The 21153-nt window shown below is 64.4% G+C and carries 14 protein-coding genes and 2 tRNA genes; 9 read left to right on the top strand and 7 right to left on the bottom strand.

Going from position 1 to position 21153, the window contains the following annotated elements; all coding sequences use genetic code 11:
* The first annotated feature begins 12 nt into the window (after nucleotides 1-12).
* Complete coding sequence (locus AC1DJB_RS07605) at nucleotides 13-792, top strand: VOC family protein (RefSeq protein ID WP_059388636.1); 780 nt, start codon at nucleotides 13-15, stop codon at nucleotides 790-792.
* A gap of 134 nt (nucleotides 793-926) precedes the next feature.
* Here AC1DJB_RS07605 and AC1DJB_RS07600 read toward each other — a convergent pair whose 3' ends face one another.
* Complete coding sequence (locus tag AC1DJB_RS07600; protein ID WP_441437615.1) at nucleotides 927-2918, bottom strand: FAD/NAD(P)-binding protein; 1992 nt, start codon at nucleotides 2916-2918, stop codon at nucleotides 927-929.
* A gap of 59 nt (nucleotides 2919-2977) precedes the next feature.
* Between AC1DJB_RS07600 and AC1DJB_RS07595 the strand changes: the two genes are divergently transcribed.
* The 3 genes from AC1DJB_RS07595 to AC1DJB_RS07585 all read left to right on the top strand — a co-directional run bounded on the left by AC1DJB_RS07595 (nucleotide 2978) and on the right by AC1DJB_RS07585 (nucleotide 6705).
* The gene (locus tag AC1DJB_RS07595) at nucleotides 2978-5239 is read left to right on the top strand and encodes a prolyl oligopeptidase family serine peptidase (protein WP_476910124.1); all 2262 of its coding nucleotides are present in this window, start codon (nucleotides 2978-2980) and stop codon (nucleotides 5237-5239) included.
* A gap of 140 nt (nucleotides 5240-5379) precedes the next feature.
* Nucleotides 5380-5467: transfer RNA gene (locus tag AC1DJB_RS07590), tRNA-Ser, on the top strand.
* A gap of 155 nt (nucleotides 5468-5622) precedes the next feature.
* Nucleotides 5623-6705 (top strand): metallophosphoesterase family protein, encoded by a 1083-nt coding sequence (locus AC1DJB_RS07585; RefSeq protein WP_441433460.1) that lies wholly within the window; start codon nucleotides 5623-5625, stop codon nucleotides 6703-6705.
* Here AC1DJB_RS07585 and AC1DJB_RS07580 read toward each other — a convergent pair.
* A complete protein-coding gene (locus tag AC1DJB_RS07580; protein ID WP_441433459.1) occupies nucleotides 6686-8125 on the bottom strand; it encodes an MFS transporter in 1440 nt (479 codons plus the stop codon). The genes AC1DJB_RS07585 and AC1DJB_RS07580 overlap by 20 nt on opposite strands.
* A complete protein-coding gene (locus AC1DJB_RS07575) occupies nucleotides 8122-10293 on the bottom strand; it encodes a RecQ family ATP-dependent DNA helicase (RefSeq protein WP_441433458.1) in 2172 nt (723 codons plus the stop codon). Before AC1DJB_RS07575 ends, AC1DJB_RS07580 begins: the two co-directional genes overlap by 4 nt.
* 124 nt (nucleotides 10294-10417) lie before the next feature.
* Here AC1DJB_RS07575 and AC1DJB_RS07570 point away from each other — a divergent pair, with 124 nt between their 5' ends.
* The 4 genes from AC1DJB_RS07570 (at nucleotide 10418) to AC1DJB_RS07555 (ending at nucleotide 14101) form a co-directional block, all read left to right on the top strand.
* Nucleotides 10418-11836 (top strand): phosphomannomutase/phosphoglucomutase, encoded by a 1419-nt coding sequence (locus AC1DJB_RS07570; RefSeq protein WP_441433457.1) that lies wholly within the window; start codon nucleotides 10418-10420, stop codon nucleotides 11834-11836.
* Nucleotides 11837-11863: 27 nt separating this feature from the next.
* On the top strand, nucleotides 11864-12313 hold the full coding sequence (locus AC1DJB_RS07565) for a hypothetical protein (RefSeq protein ID WP_059388631.1): 450 nt from the start codon (nucleotides 11864-11866) through the stop codon (nucleotides 12311-12313).
* Nucleotides 12314-12337: 24 nt separating this feature from the next.
* Nucleotides 12338-12787 (top strand): RrF2 family transcriptional regulator, encoded by a 450-nt coding sequence (locus tag AC1DJB_RS07560; RefSeq protein ID WP_059388630.1) that lies wholly within the window; start codon nucleotides 12338-12340, stop codon nucleotides 12785-12787.
* A 153-nt stretch (nucleotides 12788-12940) separates the two neighbouring features.
* Nucleotides 12941-14101, top strand: coding sequence for a globin domain-containing protein (locus AC1DJB_RS07555; protein ID WP_059388629.1), 1161 nt, complete (start codon nucleotides 12941-12943; stop codon nucleotides 14099-14101).
* Here AC1DJB_RS07555 and AC1DJB_RS07550 read toward each other — a convergent pair.
* From AC1DJB_RS07550 to AC1DJB_RS07540, 3 genes are all read right to left on the bottom strand, one after another.
* Nucleotides 14098-14712, bottom strand: coding sequence for a TetR/AcrR family transcriptional regulator (locus AC1DJB_RS07550; RefSeq protein ID WP_284988767.1), 615 nt, complete (start codon nucleotides 14710-14712; stop codon nucleotides 14098-14100). The genes AC1DJB_RS07555 and AC1DJB_RS07550 overlap by 4 nt on opposite strands.
* 1 nt (nucleotide 14713) lies before the next feature.
* The gene (locus tag AC1DJB_RS07545) at nucleotides 14714-17299 is read right to left on the bottom strand and encodes a PEP/pyruvate-binding domain-containing protein (RefSeq protein ID WP_441437614.1); all 2586 of its coding nucleotides are present in this window, start codon (nucleotides 17297-17299) and stop codon (nucleotides 14714-14716) included.
* A gap of 169 nt (nucleotides 17300-17468) precedes the next feature.
* Complete coding sequence (locus tag AC1DJB_RS07540) at nucleotides 17469-19295, bottom strand: phosphoenolpyruvate carboxykinase (GTP) (protein ID WP_284988765.1); 1827 nt, start codon at nucleotides 19293-19295, stop codon at nucleotides 17469-17471.
* A 283-nt stretch (nucleotides 19296-19578) separates the two neighbouring features.
* On the opposite strand from AC1DJB_RS07540, the gene AC1DJB_RS07535 reads away from it, so the two are divergent.
* A tRNA-Arg gene (locus AC1DJB_RS07535) sits at nucleotides 19579-19652 on the top strand.
* Between the two features lie 595 nt (nucleotides 19653-20247).
* Here AC1DJB_RS07535 and AC1DJB_RS07530 read toward each other — a convergent pair.
* Complete coding sequence (locus AC1DJB_RS07530; RefSeq protein ID WP_059388626.1) at nucleotides 20248-20976, bottom strand: FadR/GntR family transcriptional regulator; 729 nt, start codon at nucleotides 20974-20976, stop codon at nucleotides 20248-20250.
* Between the last annotated feature and the right edge of the window lie 177 nt (nucleotides 20977-21153).

The following is a 21153-nucleotide window of genomic DNA, read 5'->3' as shown; positions in this document are numbered from 1 at the left end:
ACAGGAGAAAACATGCCCACGCCTGACATCACCCCCGGCTCACCTTGCTGGATCGACCTGATGACCTCGGACCCGGAGAAGGCAAAGTCCTTCTACAACACGCTCTTCGGCTGGACCTACGAGACCGGGGATCAGGAAAAGTACGGTGGCTACATCACCGCCTCGAAGGACGGCAAGATGGTGGCCGGGATCATGCAGAAGCAGGAAAACATGGGCCAGATGCCCGATGTCTGGTCCACTTACCTGCGGACTGACGACATCAAGGCCACCACCGAAGCAGCCCTCGCCAACGGCGGCCAGGTCTACATGGAACCCATGGAAGTTCCGGACCAGGGAACCATGGCCATGTACGCGGATTCCTCCGGAGCGGCCATCGGTGCCTGGCAGTTCGGCGAGATGAAGGGCTATCAGCTGGCTGCCGAAACAGGCGCACCGGCTTGGCACGAACTCTTCGCCAAGGAGTACGACTCGGCCGTTTCCTTCTACCAAAACGTCTTTGGTTGGGAAACCACCGTCGTGGGCGACACCCCGGAGTTCCGTTATACGACGCTCGGTGAGGGCGACAACTCCAAGGCAGGCATCATGGATGCCTCCGGTTTCCTCCCTGCCGAGGTGCCGTCCTACTGGGGCGTCTACTTCGCGGTGGACAAGGTCGATGACACCATCGAGCAGGCCGTCTCCCTGGGCGCCACCGTGGTCCAGGCGGCTGAGGACACCCCCTACGGCCGGATGGCCACCCTGACCGACCCGACGGGTGCGATCTTCAAACTCATCCAAAACCAGGCTGCATAAGCCCAACCGCCAGGCGCAGCCCGCTACCGCCAGAGAGCATGCTCTCCCCCGGGACCGACGAGTGGACATATCAGGCTTATGTCCACTCGTCGGAACCGGCAGGGAGCATGCTCAGTCTTATTGGTGGAACATGCTCATTTTTGGAGCGGAAGGCCGAGCATGTCCCTGGCGATTTCGTCGGCGTCGCGGAGCGTCCGTTGGCCACTCCGATAGCCGCGACCATCGGAAGGCCGGGCCTCGGCGGCGATGGCCGTACCCCATTGCGTGGAAGAAAGCTGCAGGCCGAGGGCGTACATTCCCGGAGTCACGGAACCGTTGGCACCCACCACGCGGTACGGATGCGGCTCGACATCCAAGCCGGACGTCTGCACCGGCGTTCCCTCGGCAGTCATCATCACCTTGGGCCGCACCAATCCGTCGGCGAGCAACTGCCGCAGGAACGGAGAAACACTCACGCCTACCCGGTTCGCCGGGGACATGGCCTCAATCAGGATCCTGGCTTCCGCGGCGTCGTCGTGCACCCAAGCAGATACCGCCCGGAAGACGCGCTGGGAACGGTCGACGCTGAACCGCGGATCCGGGCCCACAAAACTCACGACGCCGGCACGCGCCAAAGCGGCCAATTGTTCGGCGCGCAGCGCTGGAGGACCGCTCGCGAGCCCCTCAACGAAGGATTCGAACCAGCCGCGCAGCTCGCCCACCCACGATTCGTCCGTGATACCGCCGTCGGCCACGGCGCTCTTCAGGATGGCCCGTCCGGTGTGCAACGCACCGATGGCCATCTTCACGGGATCCGACTCTCCCAGGGCGGAGCGGCGGGCGTCATCGTCCAGATAGTCCACGACGGCGGCGTCGAGTTCCTTCCTGGACGCGAAGGAGTGCCCGGCCAAGGGCGCCGCGAGGCCCAGCAGGTCAAGGCGGCGCGACGATGCAACATGGGTGGAGACCAACTCGGCGACATGGTTTTCCCAGCGCCCGGTGGCATGCGCGTGGGGCTGCAACAAGTCTTCGAGAGCGGCCAGGAATTCCGTCGCATCAGACACGGCCACGGGCTCGGCCACAACCAGCGTTGAGTAGTAGGCCCACAAGGCGTCGCGATGCAGGAGGGGCCAAAGGTCATGGTCGAAGCCAGGCTGGATACCGGCCGCGGCGAAGCGTTCCACCGCGCTCTCGGTCAGATACCGCAAGCGCACGGACTTGGGATAGTAACCGTCCAGCCCGGCCTTGGCCCGGTACGGAGTGCCGCGCCTGGATGCCGCAATGATCTTCGGTTCCTGGCCCGAAGGCAGGTACTTGAGCTTCCCATGGAGACCGCCTTCGGCCGGCACGAACTGTCCGCCGCGGCCTTCGGTCAGCTGGCCCATGACGTCGAAGAAATTCAGCCCCATGCCCCGGACCAAGACCGTCTCCCCCGCAGGGACCAACGCCCAGTCCACATCGGCCGGAGCGGCCGGCGGCACATACAGCAGCCCGAGCTCCGCTGCCACCTCCCTGAACGAACGCTGCTCCGGGTTGAGCCGGGACTCAAGGTGGCCCAGCGCGAGGACGAGGGAATCCACGGTGAGCCGAGCGCCGTCGTCGAGTTCGACGTCGAACCCTCCGCCCGCTGGCTTGCCCGGCGAACCGTCCGCCGGGCCTCCCGGCAGTGGATGCGCCGCCACGGCGTTGCTTCGGTGGAAGGCGATCTCCACTCCGGCCGGAACGCGGTCCAGCAGTTCCTCAAGAGTCGAACGGAGATACCGTCCGTAAAGGGCACGGCTGGGAAAGTCGTGGGAGGCGAGCGAGGCAAGTTCGGCCCGTTCCTCGGAGCTCAGGCCTTGACCGCCGACGGACTGCTTCTCCGTCCGCCACTGCTCAAAAGAGCCCCCGGCGAGGGGCGGCGCGAGTCGCTCGTCCTCGGGAATCAGTGTGGGGTAGAACGACTGCGTGTTCATGAGGTAGAGCCGGGACTGATCGGGCTGCCAGACGTGCCCGGGACCGGCGGGATAGGGGTCCACGACGTCGATGTGCAGGGAGCGTGTGTGCGTTTCCGTCGCGACCCAATTGGCGAGCAATCGCTCCAGCACACTGGTGCCGCGGGGACCTGCCCCGATCAGCCCAACCCGGATGTTCTGCGATTTACCCACGCCCAAGCCTAACTTCTTGTGACTTGCTTCCTGCTCAGACAGTCACTCTAGGATGAGGCATGACCACCACAGCAGCTGATCAAGCGCCCGCACCCGACAACGAAACTGCCCAGGGTACCGCAATCGCCCCCGAACCTGTCGACGAGAATATCTGGCTCGAAGACATTCATGGCGAGGAACAGCTGGCCTGGGTGCGGGAGCAAAATGCCCGCACCGAAGACTTGCTCGACGACGCCGAATACACCGCGCTGGAAGCCGGAATCCTGGAGGTTCTGGACTCCACGGACAGGATCGCCATGGTCAACAAGCGCGGCGAGCACTACTACAACTTCTGGAAAGACCAGCAGAACCCCAAGGGCCTCTGGCGCCGGACCACGTGGGAAAGCTACCTCAGCGACGCCCCGGAATGGGACGTGCTGCTCGACATCGATGCGCTGGCCGCCGCCGAAGGCGAAGAATGGGTTTTCCACGGCGCCAACTTCCTGCGCCCGGCCGAAGGCGAACCGCACCGCCTCGCCATCATCGCCCTCTCCCCCGACGGCGGCGACGCCAACCGCCACCGCGAGTTCGACGTCGAAACCCGCACCTTCGTGGACCCCGCTGCAGGCGGTTTCGACCTTTCGACCGCGAAGGGCAACGTGAGCTGGCTCGACGCCGACACCCTGCTGGTTGCCACGACCGCCGACGGCCTGCCTAAAACCAGCTCGTCGTACGCGCGCACCTGTGTGAAGCTCCGTCGTGGCCAATCCCTGGCCGAAGCCGAGCGGATCTTCGAGATCCCCGAAGACCACATGATGGCGCTCGTCGCCCGCGACTCCACCCCGGGCTTCGAACGCACTTTCGCGGTGGACTGGATCGACTTCTTCAACCGGACCACGTCCGTGCTGCGCGATGACGCGTGGCTGGCCATCGATGTGCCCACCGACGTGAACCTCAGTTCCCACCGCGAATGGCTCATGTTCCGTCCTCGGCAGGACTGGAACGTGGACGGAACCACCTATCCTGCCGGATCCCTGTTGGCCGCCGACTTTGAGGGCTACCTGTCCGGGACACGTGACTTCACGGTGCTTTTCACCCCGGATGAGCACACCTCCCTCCAGTCATGGAGTTGGACCCGGAACTACCTCCTCCTGAACCTGCTGCACGACGTCTCGTCCGAGATCAGGGTGCTCGACCCGGCCCGCAAGGACTCCACCGGCGGGTGGGCCTCCACTTTATTGGATGCGTGCCCGCCGCTCCATGATGTGAACGCCTACGTCGTCGACGACGAGGACGAAGCAGAAGGCGACGACGCCGGAAACGACTACTGGCTCGTCGCTACCGGCTTCACCACCCCCACGACGCTCATGCGCGGCACCCTGTCCCCGGGTATCGCCAGTTACACGCTCGACGCAGGCCACGACGGCGGGGTGGCGAGCACGCACGCGGTAGTGAAGTCCTCGCCGTCGTTCTTCAACGAGGCGGACTACGAGGTCCAGCAGCACTTCGCCACCTCAGCGGACGGCACGCGCGTGCCCTATTTCCAGGTGGCGTCCAAAGACCTGGACCTCGACGGCGAGAACCCAACGCAGCTATCTGGCTACGGCGGGTTCGAGGTCTCAAGGACCCCCGCCTACAGCGGAGCCATCGGGCGCGCCTGGCTGGAACGCCGGAGCGAAGGCATTGCGCCCGACGACGGTTCCGCACCGCATTCACGCGGCGGCGTCTACGTCGTAGCCAACATCCGCGGCGGCGGCGAGTACGGTCCCGCGTGGCACAGCGCTGCCTTGCAGGCGAATCGACACCGCGCGTTCGAGGACTTCGCCGCTGTGGCACGGCACCTCATTTCGCGGGGCGTCACCAGTCCGCGGAGGCTCGGCTGCGTGGGCGGCTCCAACGGCGGACTGCTGGTGGGCAACATGCTCACCCAGTACCCTGAGTTGTTCGGAGCCGTCTCCTGCGGTGTCCCCTTGCTGGACATGCGCCGTTACACCAAGCTTTCGGCCGGCTACTCCTGGATTGCCGAGTACGGCGACCCCGACGTCCCGGAGCAGTGGGAGTACATCCGCACCTTCTCCCCGTACCACCTGCTGCGCGACGGAGTGGACTACCCGGAGACGTTCATCTGGACAGCCACCTCCGATGACCGGGTAGGCCCGGTCCAGGCACGGAAGATGGCCGCCCGGATGCAGGCAATGGGCATCCCGAACGTGTGGTTCCACGAAGCCCTCGAAGGCGGTCACGCGGGAGCCTCGGACAACCGCCAGGCGGCCTCGCTCCAAGCCCGCAGCCAGCACTTCCTGTGGCGTGCGCTTGCGGGCAAGGAGGGTTCACGGCACTAACGCCCTCAACGATGGAGCGCCCGACGGCGGCCCGCGTCGGGTCCGGCAGGCGGTGGCGCGGCGCCCGACGGCGGCCCGCGTCCCCGTTTTGCACTGGGTGCCCAGTTCTGCGTATCCTTGGTTGGCTAGCAATAGCAACTGGAGACGTGCCAGAGCGGCCGAATGGGCTTCACTGCTAATGAAGTGTGGGGCACAACTCCACCGGGGGTTCAAATCCCCCCGTCTCCGCGTTTTGGCCCCGGTCCTTGGACCGGGGCCTTTTTGCGTTCCGGGGCCTTCAGCGTCCGGTTCTGGCGGGGAAGATTCATGTCTCCGACTCCTTGAATTCAGCTTGCGCCAATAGCCTCGTCCGGGTAACGGAGACCACCGACGAGGAGAGATTCATGCGTTCAATGACGAGATTCGCGATCGCGACGGTTGGGGCCGTCCTGCTGTCAACCACGTTGCTCACTCCGCCGGCACTGGCGGCCAATGACGGCAACACTTCAGGACAGAATGGCTCCAACGGCAACGGACACCAAGGCAATACCGAAGGCTTCAGCTTCGGCGTGATCGGCGATGTACCCTACGGTGCCGCTGAGATCCAAGCCTTCCCGTCCTACATCCAGGACCTCAACGCACACAAGGAACTGAGCTTTGTAGCACACGTGGGCGACATCAAGAACGGGTCATCCCAGTGCACGGACCAGTACTTCGAAGCCATCAAGAAGAACTTCGACAGCTTCACGGCTCCGCTCGTCTACACCCCGGGCGACAACGAGTGGACTGACTGCCACCGAACGAACAACGGCGCCTACAACCCCCTCGAAAGACTGGCCAAGGTTCGGGAAGTGTTCTTCCCGAAGCCAGGTGTCACGCTTGGTTCCCCGATGCAGGTGAAGTCACAGGCAAAGGAAGGCTTCCCGGAGAACGTCAGCTTCCGCAAGCATGAGGTCGCCTTCACTGCCGTCAACATTCCGGGCAGCGATAATTCGATGCTGCCTTGGACAGGACTTGGCCAGAGCCAGCCGACCGCCGCCCAAGTGGACGAGGTACAGCAGAGGACCGAAGCTGACATCCAGGAGTTGCGGGACACCTTCCGCAAGGCGCGGAACAACGGTGACCGGGCCGTCGTCGTGATGACGCAGGCGGACATGTTCGACCCGACAGTCGCAGCGCCTTCGCAGGCGGACTTTGGTGCTTTCAAGCCCCTGGTGCAGACCTTGATCGAGGAATCGAACTCGTTCGGCGGGCCGGTCTACCTGATCAACGGCGATAGCCACGTTTACAACCAAGACCACCCCCTTGCTGCCGGTTCCGCGTGGCTCTCCTTCTACGGGCAGGCCAGAGCAGCGAAGAACCTGACGCGAATCACCGTGGATGGATCCAACAATGCCAAGGACTGGCTCAAGGTCACGGTCAACCCCGAGGAAGCCACGAGCGTCATGTCGTTCGAGCGGGTCCCGTTCACGCACCCGGCTTCGTAGCTTTGCCCACAACACTGCGGCTGACTTCAGCTCCGGCGTGCCGGTGCAGCGTGAGGCTGTCCACTGTGCTCAAAAGCATCACAGCGGCCATGGCCAGGAAGGCGCCACGGTATGCCGAGGAAGGGCCATCGCCGAAGAACGACGCATGATCGAAGAGACGCAAGAAGAGCGCACCCACCGCAATACCCGCACCAGCGGCCAGTTGCACCAGGGTGGCTGACACCGCGTTGGCCGAAGGTAGCTCCCTTGGAACGATATCCGCATATTGCACGGAGGCGTACGCGGAAAATCCGATCGAACGGAAGGCCCCGCTGGCAAGCAGCAAGGCAAAAATCAGCGGCTCCGGCGTCCCTGCGTTGAGGGCCGCACAAGCGGCAAAGGTGACGGCCGACGCGAAAGAGGCGAAGACCAACACAGGCTTGAAACCGAACCGCCGAATGATGGGCGTCGTGGCCGGCTTGATGCCTATGTTGCCAATGAACACCGCTGCCACCATGGCACCGGATTTAAGTGGATCCCAGCCAAAGCCGTCCTGGAACAACAGCGGTAGCAGAAACGGCACCGAGCTGATGGTCAGGCGATAGACGAACCCTCCGGTGGAAGTGGCCCGGAACGTGCGAGTGGCGAAAACCCGGAGATCGAAGAGCGGGGCTTTGGCCTTGAGCATCCACCAGGCCGCTCCAGCCAAAGCCAATGCTCCGGCCAGCAGCACTGCTGCCGGAACCGCGCCCGCGCCGTGACCGCCGACCCCTTCAAGACCCACCACAAGCGATCCGACGCCGAACGTGGTGAGCGTGAGGCCGAGCCAATCGAGCCGCCGGCCCGCATCGCCTCCCTTGTGCGGAACCAGCCTCAGGGCTGCGATGAACGCAGCAAGCCCCAGCGGCACGTTGATGAGGAAGATCCAGTGCCAGGAAAGATACGTTGTGAAAGCTCCGCCAACGAGCGGCGCCAAAACGGGCGCCAGCAACCCTGGCCAGACAAGGAATGCTGTGGCGCGGAGAAGCTCCGACTTGGGCGTGCCCCGCAGCACCACGAGAGTGCCTACCGGCACCATCATGGCCCCGCCGGCCCCCTGTGCCACCCGGCTCAAGGTCAGCAGGGTGAGGTCCTGGCTGGCCGCGCACAGCACCGACGCCACCGTGAAGACGGCGATCGCCAGACAGAAGATCCGGCGTGCGCCAAATCGTTCTGCGAGCCAGCTACTGAGCGGAATTCCCATGGCCACAGTCACCAGGTAGGCAGTCATCGTGATGTTGACATCGGCCGAGACTACTTTGAAGTCGGCGGCGATGCTCGGCATGGCGGTTGTAAGGACTGTTCCGTCCAGGAACTCCATGAAGAAGGTGGCGGCAACCAGCAAGGCGAGCCGTGGCTGCCACTTGGATTCGGACAGGACGTCCGGGGCTGCGCCCGTCACGCCGCTTGGCCGAGGACAAGAGGCAACACCGATCCTGCTCCGGCTTGCCTGAGAGCGCGGCCGGCAACAGTCATGGTCCAGCGGCTGTCCGCAAGGTCATCGACCAGAAGGATGCCTTGGCCGCCGAGCGACACAAGGTTCTGTCCAAGTTCCGAACCCACCACGAGGCGCTCCCAGACACCGGCCAGCCGGTAGGCGCTGTTGCCGCCGCGCCCGCCAGTTGGTCCGCCGTGCTGGAGTTCGAGGGCTCCCAAATAGGGCATCCGGCCGATTCCGGCTATGCCGCGGGCCAAGGACTCGACCAACGCCGGCTTATTCCTGGACGGGATGCTCACGACGGCTGCCGGACGCCCTTGGCCGCTCCACCCGGTGAATCGGCCGTCTCCGGCAGACCATTCGCGCAAAACCTGCACGCAAGCCTGCAACATGGCAGGTTCAACCTCGCGGTCAGCCGCACCGGCGGCAAAGAGCTCACGGAGGGCACCGCCCCAGCCGAGGTCGGTCAGGCGCGCCAACACGCGCCCTTCGGCCAGCAATTCATCCGGTTTGATCTTGCCTTTCACCGCCACGCCCAGCCGGTCCATCCCGCTGGGCCATTGAAGCCGTGGCTCGAGCGCAAGGCCCGCCCGGCGAAGCGTCTGCCCGGCGGCGTCGGCGGCGGCTGCTGCCACGTCCGCCGGGAACCACCTGCCGGCGCAATTGTCGCAGCGGCCGCACGCACGCGCGGACTCGTCGTCCAGGACCGCGGTGATGTATTCCATGCGGCATCCGGCGGTGTCCTGGTAGATCACCATGGAATCCTGCTCGTCCACCCGGGCCTCGGCGATGCGGGCGTAGCGTTCGGCGTCATAGATCCACGGACGTCCCGTGGACTTCCAGCCACCGCCCACGCGCTCCACCGCTCCATCCACGGCCAGGACCTTCAGCAGGAGTTCCAAGGGAGTCCGGCGCAGGTCCACCCGCGCTTCGAGTGCCACGGTGGACAAGGCAGAGCCGGCTTCGGCCAAGACGGTAAGTACGGCGGCGGCCTTCTCCTCGGAGGGCATCGAAGCAGTGGCAAAGTACTGCCAGATCTCGCGGTCCTCGGATCCGGGAAGAAGGAGCACATCGGCGTTTGCGGCGCCACGACCGGCACGGCCGACCTGCTGGTAGTAGGCCACCGGCGATGAGGGGGCGCCAAGGTGGATGACGAATCCGAGATCCGGTTTGTCGAAGCCCATGCCGAGCGCCGAGGTGGCAACGAGCGCCTTCACCTGGTTGTCCTTGAGCAGTTGCTCGGCCCGTTCACGATCCGCGGGGTCCGTGCGCCCGGTGTAGGACAAAACGTTATGGCCTGCCTCGGAGAGCAGCCGGGCGGTGTCTTCAGCGGCCGAAACAGTCAGGGTGTAGATGATTCCGCTGCCTGGCATGTCTGCCAGATGGGTCAGCAACCAGCCAAGGCGATCACGCGAATCGGCGAGCTTCAAGACACCTAGCCGCAAGGACTCCCGGCCAAGCTGCCCGCGGATGGTCAGCACTCCGGCGCCGAGCTGCTCTTCGATGTCATGGACCACCCTGGAGTTTGCTGTGGCCGTGGTAGCCAGCACGGGAACACTCCCAGGCAGTTGCTCGATAAGATCGGAGATGCGCCGATAGTCGGGACGGAAATCGTGCCCCCAGTCCGAAATGCAGTGTGCCTCGTCAATCACCAGGAGGCCGGTGCGGCGGATGAGCTCGGGAAGCTGGTTCTCCCGGAACGAAGGATTGGTGAGCCGCTCCGGCGAAACCAGGAGAACGTCCACCTGGTCCGCGGCCAGTTGCTCCCGGACGTTGTCCCACTCAAGCTGATTGGCGGAATTGATCGCCACGGCCCGCACTCCGGCACGTGCGGCCGCTGCCACTTGGTCCCGCATCAGCGCGAGCAGGGGCGACACTATGAGGGTTGGCCCTGCGCCCCGGCGCCTCAACAACAACGACGAGACGAAGTACACGGCCGACTTGCCCCAGCCCGTCCGCTGCACCACCAAAGCCCGCCGTCCGGCGTCGACGAGGGCCTCAATCGCCTCATACTGGCCGTCGTGGAATCGGGCGTCCGCATTTCCCACAAGCTCCTTCAGTACTTCAAGGGCCTGCAGCCGGGTGGTGGACTGTTCTGCTGCGAGTAGGGCAGCATCCGGGTTGTTGGGCATGGCTTCAGTATTCCAGCACCCGCAGACAGCCAGAACCCGGAACGTCATCTATGTGGACAAGCGTTTTCCACATAGATGAGGTCCCGGCGCGGCGACGACCTCGCTCCACAGTAAGATTGAGCGCGTGACTAGCGAGCAGAACAAGACATTTGACCTCTCGGCTTCCTTCAAGGCCTATGACGTCCGGGGAATCGTCGGCGAATCCATCACCTCCCACATCGTGGAATCCGTCGGCGCGGCCTTCGTCGACACCCTCGGCCTCGCCGGGGAAACTGTGCTGGTTGGAGGCGACATGCGCCCGTCGTCCCCTGAATTCATCAAGGCTTTTGCCGACGGCGCTGCCCGCCGCGGCGCCAATGTCCAACTCCTGGACCTCATCTCCACCGACGAGCTCTACTACGCTTGCGGTGCCCTCAATGCGGCCGGCGCGACGTTCACCGCGAGCCACAACCCCGCCGAGTACAACGGCATCAAGATGTCCAAGGCCGGCGCCCAGCCGATCTCTTCCGAAACAGGCCTCAAGGAAATCCAGGCGCTGGCGGAGAAGTACCTCAATAGCGGGAGCATCCCTGCTGCGGATGTACAGGGCAAGATCAGCACCCGCGATGTCCTGAAGGACTACTCGGAGTACTTGCGCAGCCTGGTTGACCTCAAGGGCTCCCGTCCGCTGAAGATCGTCGTCGACGCCGGAAACGGCATGGCCGGGCTGACCACTCCCGCGGTCCTTGGTGACCAGCTGCTTCCGGCCCTGCCTTTCGAGATTGTTCCCCTGTACTTTGAGCTGGACGGTTCCTTCCCGAATCACCCGGCCAATCCGCTTGAGCCCGAAAACCTGCGCGATCTCCAGGCCGCAGTCATCGAGCACGGTGCGGATATTGGCCTGGCGTTCGACGGCGACGCCGACCGTTGCTTCGTGATCGACGAAAGAGGCGAACCCGTGTCGCCGTCTGCCATCACGGGGATGGTTGCGCGCCGGGAAATCGCCCGTGCACAGGCTGCAGGCGAAGAGACCCCCGTGATCATCCATAACCTGCTGACCTCACGGGCAGTCCCGGAACTCGTGGCCACGGACGGTGGCAGGGCCGTGCGCACACGTGTGGGGCACTCTTTCATCAAGGCTGTCATGGCCGAAGAAGGAGCCGTCTTCGGCGGCGAACACTCGGCGCACTTCTACTTCCGCGATTTTTGGAACGCTGACACCGGCATGCTTGCGGCCATGCATGTGTTGGCCGCATTGGGCGAGCAGGATGGCCCGCTGTCCGAACTTGGCCGCCAGTACGAGCCCTATGTCTCTTCCGGTGAAATCAATTCCGAAATCGAGGATAAGGCAGGAGCCATTGAGCGGGTCCGCGCCGATTTTGATGGCGAAGACGTGGACGTGGACACCATGGACGGCAGCACCTTCACCGCGAAGGACGGTAGCTGGTGGTTCAATCTTCGTCCCTCCAACACGGAGCCTTTCCTACGCCTGAACGCCGAGGCGAAGGATGTTGCCACCATGGAAAAGGTCCGGGACCGTGTCCTTGCACTGGTCAGGGCCTAGCCGGCAGCCGCGAAGGCGAGCAGCAGCATGAACTCCATCGACGGCCTCGAAAGCACCAAGGAACTCGAACTCCGCGAAGTGCGTGAAACCCTTGGGGCCGCCCTGGCGACGGCGCAGGAACACCTTGAACAAAACGGTGGCTTCCTGCCCTTCGCCGTCACGCTCGCCCAGGACAACGAACTTCGGATCGTCTTCGTAACGCCCGGAGAGCCGGACGACGAGGGAAACGTCGACACGGAGTCTATGCTGGCAGACATCCTCGAATTGCTTCGCCAGGGCCGTGACGAATACCGCGCGGTGGCGATTACGAGCGATGTCATCCTGCCGGAGCACGGCTCGGACGGGATTCACGCCGCGGCCGAGCATCGCAGCGGCGGTCTCCTCGCGGCCGTTGTCCCCTATGCCCGGACCGCTGAAGGCTTCACCTTTGACAACGCCGAAGCTGACACCAATGAACCCCTTGTATGGGTGGACTAGACCTTACTCCGTAAGCTTGAGGGCATGAAGATCAATGCCTTCGCGGATGTGAGCCTGCGTGCGCTCCTGGTTCTGTCGTCCGCGCCCGCAGGTGAACTCCTGACGACCCAGAATATTGCAGACGCCGTGGGGACTCCGTACCACCACGTCAGCAAGGCCATTGTTCGGCTACGGGAGCTGGGCCTCATCGACGTCGAGCGCGGCCGCAAGGGTGGATCCCGGCTCAGCGCCGCCGGACGCCAAGCCACCGTTGGCCACATCCTGCGGGAGTTGAATAACAGGCCCGACCCCGCCGAGTGCCAATCCGTGCATGGCGACTGCCCGCTGATTACCGAGTGCGGCCTGCGCCACGCCCTGGCCCGGGCGAGGGAAGCCTTCTACCGGGAGTTGGACGACGTCGTCGTATCTTCCCTGCCGCGCCCCCGGCAAATGGCGCCGGCATTCCAGGCGATCGGGTTACGCCCCGGACTGTAAGCCTGGTTCCAGCGCGTCCTGTCATCTCCGGGCTGTCGATTCGCGAAATCCTTCTACAGCGTGTAGAACTTTAGCTATAGATACTTGCATTCCAAATACAAGTATTGATTCCGGTCCGCACTCACCCCACGGGCCACTACGACAGGAGTACCTATGCTCTCGGACAAGTCCTTCCCCGTCATCGAGGCCACCTTGCCGCTCGTCGGCTCACGGATTGGCCACATCACCCCCAAGTTCTACTCCCGCCTGTTCGCTGCGCACCCCGAACTGCTTGATGGGCTATTCAGCCGTTCGAACCAGCGCTCCGGCACCCAGCAGCAGGCCCTCGCTGGAAGCATCGCCGCGTTCGCAAGCCATCTGGTGAGCAATCCCGGCACCCTGCCGGAGACGGTCCTGTCCCGCATCGCACACCGCCACGCTTCCCTGGGGATCACCGAGCCGCAGTACCAAGTGGTCTACGAGCACCTCTTCGCCGCCATCGCGGAGGATCTCGCCGAAGTCATCACTCCTGAAATCGCCGAAGCCTGGACCGAGGTCTATTGGCTCATGGCGGACGCCCTGATCAAGCTCGAAAAGGGACTCTACGCGGCGCAGGCCAACGGAAAGATGTGGAGCCCCTGGAAGGTCGCGTCCAAGACCCCCGCGGGCACCGGGTCCATGACTTTCATCCTGGAGCCGGCCGACGATACCCCCATCACCGCAGCCCTGCCCGGCCAATACATCAGCGTCAAAGTCACACTCCCGGATGGCCTGCGCCAGGTCCGCCAGTACTCGCTTTCGGGCGACGCCGGCACCAGCCGCAGCTTCACGACCAAGATCGACGACGGCGGCGAGGTCTCGCCCGTGCTGCACGGAACCGTTGGGGTCGGCGATGTCCTGGAGATCTCCAACCCCTACGGAGAGATCACGCTCAAGGATGGAGACGGCCCTGTGGTCCTCGCCTCGGCCGGTATCGGCTGCACGCCTACGGCTTCCATCCTGCGCTCGCTCGCCGATTCCGGCTCCAGCCGCCAAGTCCTGGTATTGCACGCGGAGAGCAATCTGGACAGTTGGGCCCTGCGCGGGCAGATGACGGACGACGTCGAGCGCCTGGACGCAGCCGAACTCCAGCTCTGGCTGGAGGAACCGCAGGCCGGGGCCAACGCGGGCTTCATGTCACTGCGCGAGGTGGACCTTCCGACCGACGCCTCGCTGTACCTCTGCGGACCGCTGCCGTTCATGAAGCACATCCGCAACGAAGCCATCAACGCCGGAATTCCCGCCACAAAGATTCACTACGAGGTCTTCGGTCCGGACATCTGGCTCGCTAACTAGCAAGCAGCAGACGACCCCGGCCCAACCAGAAGTGGCAGCATCACCTCGTCCACCACGTGCACCAGATAATCGTCGTCAATCGGTGCTCCGGAGAAAATGAACCGCTGCCGCAGCAGGGCGGGGCCGGCCTCGATCCTCGTCTCCGTGGCCACGCTGGGATGGCATTCGCCGCGGGCCGCGGCTTGCTCAATGATGGCGCCCATGATCCTTGCTACGTTGCCGCGAGCGTACTCGTGGACCTCAGCCGCCACCGTAGGATTCTGCAGCGCCTCCCCCAAGAGCCCGCGCATGGCTTGCCCCACTGCTCCTTCCAGTTGTTGGGCCACGAGCCGCAGTATCGCCAGGGCGTCTTCGCGCAGGCTGCCGGTATCCGGCGCGGAGGCGGGGCCAGGCATGGCATCGTATGCCGCCTCGAGGACGAGGGCCGCGCGTCCGGGCCACCGCCGGTAGAGCGAAGCTTTACTCGCCCTGGCGCGCACGGCCACGCTTTCCATGGTCAGTGCCGCGTAGCCGGATTCGGCGATCTCGGCCCGGACCGCCTCGAAGATCGCGCTGTTCAGGACCGCCCCGCGGCGGCGCGGCAGCTTCCGGTGGTCAGGCTGCTGCGGCATCTCAAGATCCCTCCAGAGAAGCGGCCGGCAGGACCACTCCCAGGGTTCCGTCCACGAGCACACGCTGGCCGTCAACCAAGGTGCTGGTGCCCGAACCGGTGCCCATAACGGCCGGAATCCCGTACTCCCTCGCAATAATCGCCGCATGCGAGCCGAGCCCACCGGCGTCCACCACAACCGCGGCTGCCCGCTGGAACAGCGGCGTCCAGGCGGGGTTGGTGTACGGGCAGACGAGGACCTCTCCGCTGCGCAGCTGTCCGAACTCTGCCGGCGTACGGATCACACGAACCGGCCCGGTTGCTTGGCCGCGGCTGGCTGCAGTGCCGGAGACGAGGACCCCTTCCATCTGGCGACCCGGGTGGCCTCGGCCAAAGAGCAAAGCCGGATCGAGCAACGGGATGCCTTCGAGTTCTCTCCGCTTCGCCGCCCGAGCCAGAACCAGCGGCCTGAGACGGTCGCGGAGCGAAGCCGGCAGCGCGCCGTCGTCGTTGTCTGTGATGGACTCAAGTTCCTCGAACCGCAGGTGATGGATTTCGTCCGGCTCCTCGAGCACCCCGGCGAGCACCAGCCGGCGGCCGAGTTCCCGGTACGCCCGGCGGATCGGCGGTATGGCCTTGGTGGCGTAGAAATGGCTGTCCTCGCGGAACGCCATGCCGGCTTGGGCGGACTCGACGGCGGCGAGCACCCTCCGCCGTAGCGGTTCGAACCGGAGAGCCGGGTGGCGTTTCAATTCCGCAAGCGCATTCCCGGCCGGGTCCGCTTTTAGGGGCCGCTCTCCCGACATGGCCTTGACCAGCCCAAGGACCACTTCGGGGGCATCGGACCACGTGGGCGAACTGCTGAGGACAACGCTCGTGGTTTCACGGTGGCCATACTCGAGTTGGAACGCGTCGAAGGCCTCACGGAATGCACGATGTCCGGATTCTTTTTCCAGCAGCCCAAGGATTTCGCGAGGGTCCGACTCAAGGAGCGCGCGCGACAGCCCGGGATCGTCCGCCGCGATGGAAGCGAGCCGTTCAAGTGCCCGGTTTGCCTGGCTCGTCCGGGTTTCCGCCCCAGCGATCAGCGAGGGCGCAAGCTTGATCTTGCCCAGGAGCAGAAGCATGAAACGCATCTTCAGCACCGGCACCGGAATGCCGGGCAGGTAGGAGACCCTCAAATCCGTGATGCCCTGCATCGCCGCGAAGCATTCCCGGGCAAATGCAACAACCGCACTCCACCGCAGCGGGCCGAGGTCCTTGCCGTTCAGCCTTTCAATGTTGTCGATAAACAGGGAGAAACGTGGATCCCGGGTCCAGTTGGCGGCTTTGAACCGCCTCGACCGGTGCAACAAGGACACCGGTGCGGCAAACGTCCGGATGGTCGGGCGCGGGACGGGTGGGATGAGTTGCACCACCACTCCTTCCTCCTCCGGCAGCAAATCCTCCACCGAAGGGAAGACCACGCCCACGCTCCCGGCCATGCCATGCAGCATGGCAAGGATTCCCCGGCTCATCCATCCGGATACATCCAAGGGATACGGCCGCGCCTGGAACATCTCGATGAAGAACGGCCCCACCCGACGTTGGACCGCGTTGAGGTCGGGCGGTTGGGGCGGCAGCGCGGTCATCGGCCTCGACTGCAGCATGTATAGCGTGCCGCCTGCCGCCGCCCACTCGATGTCCTGTGGCCGGCCGAAATGCCGCTGGGCCTTCTTTCCCAGCGTTGCCAAATCCGCCAATTCCTCCGCGGCGAGCCCGGGCTTCGCTCCTTGCGTGCCGGAGCTTTCTTGGGTGCCGCCGCCCTCGGCCGCGCTGATCACCACCTCGCGGCCACCGGGCGTGAAACTCAGCACTTTTCCCGAACCGTCCAAGACGTAGTGCTCCGGCGTCACCCTCCCGGAGACCACGGCCTCCCCCAGCCCGGGGTTCGCGTCCACCACCATTTCGCTGCGCTCGCCCGTGACCGGGTTCGCCGTAAACAGGACGCCCGCCATGGCGGCCGGTACCATTTTTTGCACGACGACGGCGATGGCCACCTCGTGCGGATTGATCCCCTGCCGTCGGCGATAGGCCATGGCCCGGTCCGTCCACAAGGATGCCCAGCAGTTGGCGACCGCCTGGACTACGTTGTCCCCGCCTTGCACGTTGAGATACGTGTCCTGTTGACCGGCGAACGCGGCTCCCGGGAGATCCTCCGCCGTGGCGCTGGAGCGGACCGCGACCGCCCCGCCGCCCAGCCCCGCATAGGCATCGAGGATCTCCTGCCGCAGCCAGCCGGGCATTTCCGTCGCGGCAAAAAGGGCCCGAAGGGCCGCACCGTCAGCACCCCCGGTGCCGTCACCGGCGTCGGCGTCGGACGCACCGCCGTCGGGGGCTTCTTCAGGCCCGACGGACAGAAAGCCGCCCAGCGCGGCACCCACGTTTGTTTCCGCCAGGAAGGACAAGTACGCGCCCGTGGTGATGATGAAGCCCGGCGGCACCGGGAACCCTTGGCGCACCAACTCCCCCAGCGCCGCACCTTTTCCACCGGCAACTGCGACGTCCCCAACGCCCAAAGCGGCCAAGGGCGCGGTGGTCCGTGTTGCGTGCCGCTGGGAATCGTCCATGGCCCGGCTCCCCTGAATTAGAGAACTGCTGGTTCTCTAAAAGCTACGCTCACGCCCATCGCGGCACAATGCTCCACAGCGACTGCTCCAGGATGCGGAAATGACGACGGTCCCGCACCAAAGTGCGGGACCGCCGTGGGGTCGTGCAGGTGGACGTCCGTCTGGTGGTCTAGGCCAGGCGAGCCTTCAGGCCGTCAAGCTCGGCGAGCAGTGCGGCCGGCAGGGATCCGCCGAACTTTGCGTACCATTCCTCGATCGATGCCAGTTCGGTTTTCCACTCCGAGGCGTCGACACGCACTGCGGCTTCCACCTCGGCGGGGGTCATGTCCAGGCCTTCGAGATCGATGGACTCGCCGGTCGGCACGAAGCCGATGGGAGTCTCGACGGCGTCGGCCTTGCCTTCAAGGCGCTCGATGGCCCACTTGAGGACACGGGCGTTGTCACCAAATCCGGGCCAGGCGAAGCCACCCTCGGCAGTGCGGCGGAACCAGTTGACCAGGAAGATCTTGGGCAGTCGCTCAGGGTTGGCCTTGGCGGACAGGTTGACCCAGTGGTTCAGGTAGTCGCCTGCGTCGTAGCCGATGAACGGCAGCATGGCCATGGGGTCGCGACGCACAACGCCGACGGCGCCGGCCGCTGCAGCGGTGGTCTCGGAGGACAGCGTCGAGCCCATGAAGATGCCGTTGGACCAGTCGCGGGCCTCGGTGACCAGCGGGATGGTGGTCTTACGGCGGCCGCCGAAGAGTATCGCGGAGAGTTCCACGCCGTCGGGGCTGAAGTATTCCTCGGCGAGCATGTCGATCTGGTCGATCGGCGTGCAGAAGCGGGAGTTCGGGTGTGCCGCGGGCTTGCCGGAGCCGGGAGTCCAGGAGTTGCCCTGCCAGTCAGTCAGGTGCGCCGGAGTTTCCTCCGTCATGCCTTCCCACCACACGCCGCCGTCGTCGGTCAGCGCAACGTTGGTGAAGATGCTGTTGCCCTTGGCGATGGCGCGCATGGCGTTGGGGTTGGTGCCCCAACCGGTGCCGGGTGCGACGCCGAACAGGCCGGCCTCGGGGTTGACGGCGCGGAGCTCGCCCTCTTTGCCGAAGCGCATCCAGGTGATGTCGTCGCCGAGGGTCTCCACCTTCCAGCCCTTGATGGTGGGGTCGAGCAGCGCGAGGTTGGTCTTGCCGCAAGCGGAGGGGAATGCCGCAGAGATGTAGTAGGTCTTCTGCTCGGGCGAAGTCAGCTTCAGGATCAGCATGTGCTCGGCCAGCCAGCCTTCGTCACGGGCCATGACGGAGGCGATGCGCAGGGCGTAGCACTTCTTGCCGAGGAGGGCGTTGCCACCGTAGCCGGAGCCGTAGGACCAAATGGAGCGCTCTTCGGGGAAGTGCACGATCCACTTGTCCGGGTTGCAGGGCCACGCGACGTCGGCCTGGCCGGCTTCCAGCGGAGCGCCCAGGGAGTGCAGCGCGGGGACAAAGAAAGCGTCGGTCTGCGTGATGCGGTCGAGGACGTCGGTACCGATGCGGGCCATGATGCGCATCGAGGCGACAACGTAGGCGGAGTCGGTGATCTCGACGCCGAACTTCGGATCTTCGGCATCCAGGTGGCCCATGACGAACGGAATGACGTACATGGTGCGGCCGCGCATGGAGCCGGCGAACAGCCCGCGCAGCTTCTGCTTCATCTCCGCCGGAGCCATCCAGTTGTTGGTGAAGCCGGCGTCGTGTTCCTTCTCAGAGCAGATGAAGGTCTGCTCTTCCACACGGGCTACGTCCGCGGGATCAGAGAATGCAGCGAAAGAGTTGGGGAAGAGCTCTTGGTTCAGCCTCTTCAGGGTCCCGGCCTCGACGAGCTCGTCGGTCAGCTTCTTGTTCTCAGCTTCACTGCCGTCAACCCAGTGGATGCGGTCCGGCTGTGTCAGCTCGGCAACTTCCTCCACCCAGGCCAACAGGCGTGCATGCGTAGTAGGTGCCTTCTCAAGCAACGGCAGTCGCGCCAGATCGCCCATCGTGGTTCCCTTCCTCGGGTTCAGTGGTGTGTCCTAAATGCTAGGGGTCGCGGAGTAGACCAATCTGGGCTCGGACATGGGATCTCTTGACCATTTCGGAGCAAAACCCCTAAAAATCAAGGATCCGCGTCAGCGATTGGCCAAATTTAGTGACCAAGGTCACATAGACCGGTCTAGTTAGGCAGATTACACCGAGTCGATTTGGCACGAACGGGGATCTCGCGTAAAGTTTATTGAGGTTCGAGGGGGGAACGAGTTTGAAACTCCCGAGAATCACCAAGATGCGCCCATAGCTCAGCTGGATAGAGCGTCTGTCTACGGAACAGAAGGTCAGGGGTTCGAATCCCTTTGGGCGCACAAATGAAGACCCGCACCGGACCCGGTGCGGGTCTTTTTTCGTCAAATTCCGGGCCGGGTTGGTTGGCGCGCCTCGCCTCGTGGGTTGCGCGCGCCGTCCTGACCCTCTTTGCCGCCCCACGGCCACCACATGACGAGACTCGCCGTGTCGTAAGCGCTTTCCCAAACCAAAGAAAATCAGGAAGGGCAGCCCTTCAAGAACCCGAAGGACTCCCCCGGCACTACGCGGCCAGCAGACCTCACTCCACGGCGGAGGTGCGCCTACGATTCTGCTGGATCACAAGCACTCCCCGGGGCCGGCACCCTTGGAATCACACGGCCAGGGACCTTCGGCGGGGGAATGATCCAGCAGAATCCGACACCTACCCAGGGCATCGCTCTACGATCCAACGTGCAAGCCGACGCCCTCGCCGTCCTGACCCTCTTTGCCGCCCCACGGCCGCCACATGAGGAGACTCGCCTTGTCGTAAGCGCTTTCCCAAACCAAAGAAGGTCAGGAAGGGCAGCGTCTCCGGGGGTTGCGCGCAAAAGGCAAGGGCCGCCGTCGTACTTCATGAAAAGTACGACGGCGGCCCTCGGGCTTGGGTGCCAGGCCTCAGACTGCGACGGCCTCGCTGATGCGGCGGCGGATTCCGTCGAAGTGACGGTTGAGCAGTTCGGCGGCCGCGAGCTTGTCGCCGGTTGCGACGGCGGTATAGATGCTTCGGTGCATGGCCGCGGTGGCTACAAGATCTTCGTTGTCGGAGCCGATCTCCACGTGGATCTTCCGGTAGACCTTCCAGAAAACGCCCATGAGATTGATGAGGAGCTCGTTGTTCAACGGCTCGAACAGCCGGCGGTGGAACTCGGCGTCGGCGGCTACGAAGTTCTCGCCGGAGGCTGCGAGCTCCTCCATCCGCTTGACGGCCTCTTCGATCAGGGCGAGCTGTTCAGCGGTCATCACATCCATGGAGGATCCGATCAGCCCCGATTCGAGGGCCTGGCGCACGTCCACCAGTTGCAGCGCCTCGAGCCCCTGGTGGCGCAGGGACAAGCGGCCCCGGAACGTCAGGCCGTCGGCGAGCGCCTCGAAGTTGCTCGGGGCGACGAACATGCCAAAGCCGTGGCGGATCTCGATGACACCGAGCGCCTGCAGCACCTTCAGCGATTCGCGCAGGGTGTTGCGCCCTACCCCCAACGCCACGGAGAGTTCATTTTCCGTGGGCAAAGGATCGCCCGCCTCGAGCTCGCGCTCGAGGATCAATTCCATAATGTCCGACTGAAGGGCCCTGAGCCGGGCCTGTGCGCTGAACCGCGCCTGCGGAACGACACCGGAAGTGGTCATGGCTCTCCTTGCAAAAGTACCCCTCCCTGGCCCGGATCCTTTCAGGACCGGGGACAAGGAATCAGTGCAGTGTTAATGTTGAGGTGAGCCTAGCGCCCACCGTGGATATAGTGCTTCGCAACATACAATATCGGATGTCCCATCTCCTTGATAGATGTTCGCCTTTATTTTTCACCG

The organism is Arthrobacter sp. 01T428 (assembly GCF_056398685.1).
Note: the sequence above shows the minus strand (reverse complement) of the source record. Positions and strands in the feature narration are given on the sequence as shown.

What these genes read in the sequence shown, in the direction of transcription:
- AC1DJB_RS07605 (WP_059388636.1), top strand. Translation starts at nt 13, where the DNA reads ATGCCCACGCCTGACATCACCCCCGGCTCACCTTGCTGGATCGACCTG.
- AC1DJB_RS07595 (WP_476910124.1), top strand. Translation starts at nt 2,978, where the DNA reads ATGACCACCACAGCAGCTGATCAAGCGCCCGCACCCGACAACGAAACT.
- AC1DJB_RS07585 (WP_441433460.1), top strand. Translation starts at nt 5,623, where the DNA reads ATGCGTTCAATGACGAGATTCGCGATCGCGACGGTTGGGGCCGTCCTG.
- AC1DJB_RS07575 (WP_441433458.1), bottom strand. Translation starts at nt 10,293, where the DNA reads ATGCCCAACAACCCGGATGCTGCCCTACTCGCAGCAGAACAGTCCACC.
- AC1DJB_RS07565 (WP_059388631.1), top strand. Translation starts at nt 11,864, where the DNA reads ATGAACTCCATCGACGGCCTCGAAAGCACCAAGGAACTCGAACTCCGC.
- AC1DJB_RS07560 (WP_059388630.1), top strand. Translation starts at nt 12,338, where the DNA reads ATGAAGATCAATGCCTTCGCGGATGTGAGCCTGCGTGCGCTCCTGGTT.
- AC1DJB_RS07555 (WP_059388629.1), top strand. Translation starts at nt 12,941, where the DNA reads ATGCTCTCGGACAAGTCCTTCCCCGTCATCGAGGCCACCTTGCCGCTC.
- AC1DJB_RS07550 (WP_284988767.1), bottom strand. Translation starts at nt 14,712, where the DNA reads ATGCCGCAGCAGCCTGACCACCGGAAGCTGCCGCGCCGCCGCGGGGCG.
- AC1DJB_RS07545 (WP_441437614.1), bottom strand. Translation starts at nt 17,299, where the DNA reads ATGGACGATTCCCAGCGGCACGCAACACGGACCACCGCGCCCTTGGCC.
- AC1DJB_RS07540 (WP_284988765.1), bottom strand. Translation starts at nt 19,295, where the DNA reads ATGGGCGATCTGGCGCGACTGCCGTTGCTTGAGAAGGCACCTACTACG.
- AC1DJB_RS07530 (WP_059388626.1), bottom strand. Translation starts at nt 20,976, where the DNA reads ATGACCACTTCCGGTGTCGTTCCGCAGGCGCGGTTCAGCGCACAGGCC.